The sequence below is a fragment of the Treponema endosymbiont of Eucomonympha sp. genome (genome assembly GCF_001028545.1).
Window position 1 is genome coordinate 1 of record NZ_BBPW01000089.1, and the last position, 3,084, is coordinate 3,084.

Below are 3,084 nucleotides of genomic sequence, written 5' to 3' on the forward strand. Positions count from 1 at the left end.
TTTTGTGCGGCTAATGTCCTGACTGCCGCCTTGTGCCCCGCATGCGTCCGCGTGTGCCTTGATATACGTCGAATCTATCATAAAGATATCCCCGGCAGGCTCGCCTATTGCGGCGTCCGCCAGCATTTTCCCTATTTCCCTGTCCCGCCAGCGGCAAAACCGCTTGTGTATGCTGTTCCAGTTTCCGAATTCGGGCGGTATATCCCTCCGCGGAGCGCCCGTGCGCGTCTGCCACGCTACCGCGTTGATAACAAACGGCTGTCTTTCGCCGCTCCCCTGCGTTTCCCTGCCTGTCCGGGCAGCAGTTCTTTTATCCGTTCCCACGCCTCGTCGCTTATATCGTGCCGGGCGAATGCAAACCCCCTGTCTTACTGTTTTTTGCGCCGCGCCGAACGCTGCGCTCTTGCGCAGAATGCGCGTTATGGGTACAATAGGCGGCGGATAGCGTCTGATTTCGCGGCGCCGCAGGCGCAAAACGCCGTCAAAAACGGGTGTTAGAGTCTAGACGTTACTATTAATTTCTACTGTTGTAGATCAACAAATCGTTTTCGATAATAAGTAATGTCTAGACGTTACTATTAATTTCTACTGTTGTAGATCCAATCAAGCACATCGCGCTGTAATTGTCTAGACGTTACTATTAATTTCTACTGTTGTAGATCAATCGCCCGCGAAAATAGCATCTATGGTCTAGACGTTACTATTAATTTCTACTGTTGTAGATTACTGTATCATATATCTGCGAAAACATGGTCTAGACGTTACTATTAATTTCTACTGTTGTAGATTTGTAATAGTCGTCCGCGTTCGTGTACGGTCTAGACGTTACTATTAATTTCTACTGTTGTAGATCAGTGATTATATGTCGCTAAAGAAAGAGTCTAGACGTTACTATTAATTTCTACTGTTGTAGATAAGACAGATTATACGGGATGCTACTGGTCTAGACGTTACTATTAATTTCTACTGTTGTAGATTTCCAGCTGCACCAAGTCCGACAATGTCTAGACGTTACTATTAATTTCTACTGTTGTAGATGTGAATAACCATTTGCTATGTTTTGCCAGTCTAGACGTTACTATTAATTTCTACTGTTGTAGATATGGACTAGTCGATTTATTACACTGTGTCTAGACGTTACTATTAATTTCTACTGTTGTAGATTATGACTGATGCTTTTACTCCATGGCCGTCTAGACGTTACTATTAATTTCTACTGTTGTAGATCATGGGAATCCAAGTGATATCTTTTGTCTAGACGTTACTATTAATTTCTACTGTTGTAGATGATCAGGCTCAAGTTGCCATGGAACATGTCTAGACGTTACTATTAATTTCTACTGTTGTAGATAGCTCTTATCCAAACGCCGCGCTAGCCGGTCTAGAGTCTAGACGTTACTATTAATTTCTACTGTTGTAGATGAGGAAAAGGCTTACCACAATCAGCACGTCTAGACGTTACTATTAATTTCTACTGTTGTAGATTTATATCCTCTAACGTTGATTTTGGATGTCTAGACGTTACTATTAATTTCTACTGTTGTAGACGCAAGGCATGGAGCAGATGTATCAGATATTATATGTCGTGTTAGGAAGAATACTATTGCCGCGCATACCTGCGTATGCGTCACGGAACTTCGGGTATATGCCGCATAATTCCGGGTATGAGCCTCTCCGACGCGGGTATGAGGCGCGGAACTCCGGGAATGCGTCGCGGAACTCCGGGTATATGCCGCATAATTCCGGGTATGAGCCTCTCCGACGCGGGTATGAGGCGCGGAACTCCGGGAATGCGTCACGGAACTCCGGGTATATGCGGCATAATTCCGGGTATGCGTCTCTCCGACGCGGGTATGAGGCGCGGAACTCCGGGAATGCGTCACGGAACTCCGGGTATATGCGGCATAATTCCGGGTATGCGTCTCTCCGACACGGGTATGAGGCAGGGCGAGTCGGGTCTGCAAAGACGCCGCGGGCGAGGCTATGCCCCGTCGGAAAGACGAACGGCACGTTCAGCGCGGCACAAATTCTGGCGCATGACGAAAAGCGCGCCGAATACTGCAAAGCGGTTAAAACTCGCATGGTTTTTTGCAAACACAAATTCGTCTAGACGTTACCGTTAATTTCTGCTGTTGTAGATTTAAGGTCGCCGAAGCTGCGGCAATAGTTGAACAGGTCTATTCAAAAGCTGAATTGGTCTGTTCAACTCTTGCGCAATAGCTCGCGGGCTCTTGCGAGCCGCGCGGAGGCGGCGCCTGCAGCCGGTGCGCCGCGGACGGCGATTCGCGGCGGCGAAGCGCGCCTTGCCGTTTTTTCGGTAACATGCTATATTCGGCGCTATTCAAAATAGCTATGCGCTTGCGGAGGTTATATGAATACGTTTACCGGTCAATACGCCGTGCCTAAAACGCTGCGGGCGTGGCTGCGTCCCGTCGGAAAGACGAACGGCACGTTCAGCGCGGCAAAAATTCTGGCGCATGACGAGAAGCGCGCCGAATACTGCAAAGCGGCTAAAACGCTTATCGACGGCTATCATAAGCGGTTCGTCTTTGTTCAAAATAAAACCGATACTAAATAAACGGTATACGTTTATGAGGAGCGCGCAATGACAGCATTTGAGGAATTGACGAATCTGTATTCAGTATCAAAAACGCTGCGGTTCGAGTTGAAACCGGCGGGGAAAGACGGCAACACGCTTTCAGCGGAGGAATCCGCGAAATTGTTTAAAGAAATTCTTGACCAGGACAGGAAAATAAAGGACGCGTATCTTGCCCTTAAGCCTGTTATGGACACGATACACGAGGAAATAATCAATTCGAGCCTCAGTCCGGATGAAGCTAGGCAGATTGATTTTTTAGCGTATTATACCGGATATAAAAACGATAATGAAGACGCTGTTAAAAACGCGGAAACATCGCTGCGCGAAGCCATAGGTTCAGCTTTTGAAAAAGCGGCTAACGAATTAGCCAAAAACGCGGGCAATGACGAAAAAGGCAAACCGATTTTCAAAAAGAAGAAGGGCAAAGACGTTGTCGTAAAATATCTGACGCAAGCGGGGATTATAAAATATATAGAAAACAACAT

Annotated in this window: 4 protein-coding genes and 1 CRISPR repeat array; of the genes, 3 read left to right on the forward strand and 1 reads right to left on the reverse strand. The window is 47.0% G+C overall.

Features of this window, described 5'->3' with window-relative positions:
• Positions 1-324 (reverse strand): transposase (locus tag AWU74_RS04595; RefSeq protein WP_187150838.1); only part of this gene is annotated, 324 nt, incomplete at its 3' end.
• A 175-nt stretch (positions 325-499) separates the two neighbouring features.
• Positions 500-1,548: direct repeats of the CRISPR family, unit length 36 nt; unit sequence GTCTAGACGTTACTATTAATTTCTACTGTTGTAGAT.
• A gap of 55 nt (positions 1,549-1,603) precedes the next feature.
• On the opposite strand from AWU74_RS04595, the gene AWU74_RS04600 reads away from it, so the two are divergent.
• The 3 genes from AWU74_RS04600 to AWU74_RS04610 form a co-directional block, all read left to right on the forward strand.
• Positions 1,604-2,110 (forward strand): hypothetical protein, encoded by a 507-nt coding sequence (locus AWU74_RS04600; protein WP_162504812.1) that lies wholly within the window; start codon positions 1,604-1,606, stop codon positions 2,108-2,110.
• 261 nt (positions 2,111-2,371) lie between these two features.
• A complete protein-coding gene (locus AWU74_RS04605; protein ID WP_062328088.1) occupies positions 2,372-2,578 on the forward strand; it encodes a hypothetical protein in 207 nt (68 codons plus the stop codon).
• A gap of 27 nt (positions 2,579-2,605) precedes the next feature.
• Positions 2,606-3,084, forward strand: a 479-nt coding sequence (locus AWU74_RS04610) for a hypothetical protein (protein WP_162504813.1), incomplete at its 3' end; no start/stop codon positions are given.

Bases quoted from the DNA above. Each gene is read 5' to 3' on its own strand.
- AWU74_RS04605 (WP_062328088.1), top strand. From the start codon at position 2,372: ATGAATACGTTTACCGGTCAATACGCCGTGCCTAAAACGCTGCGGGCG.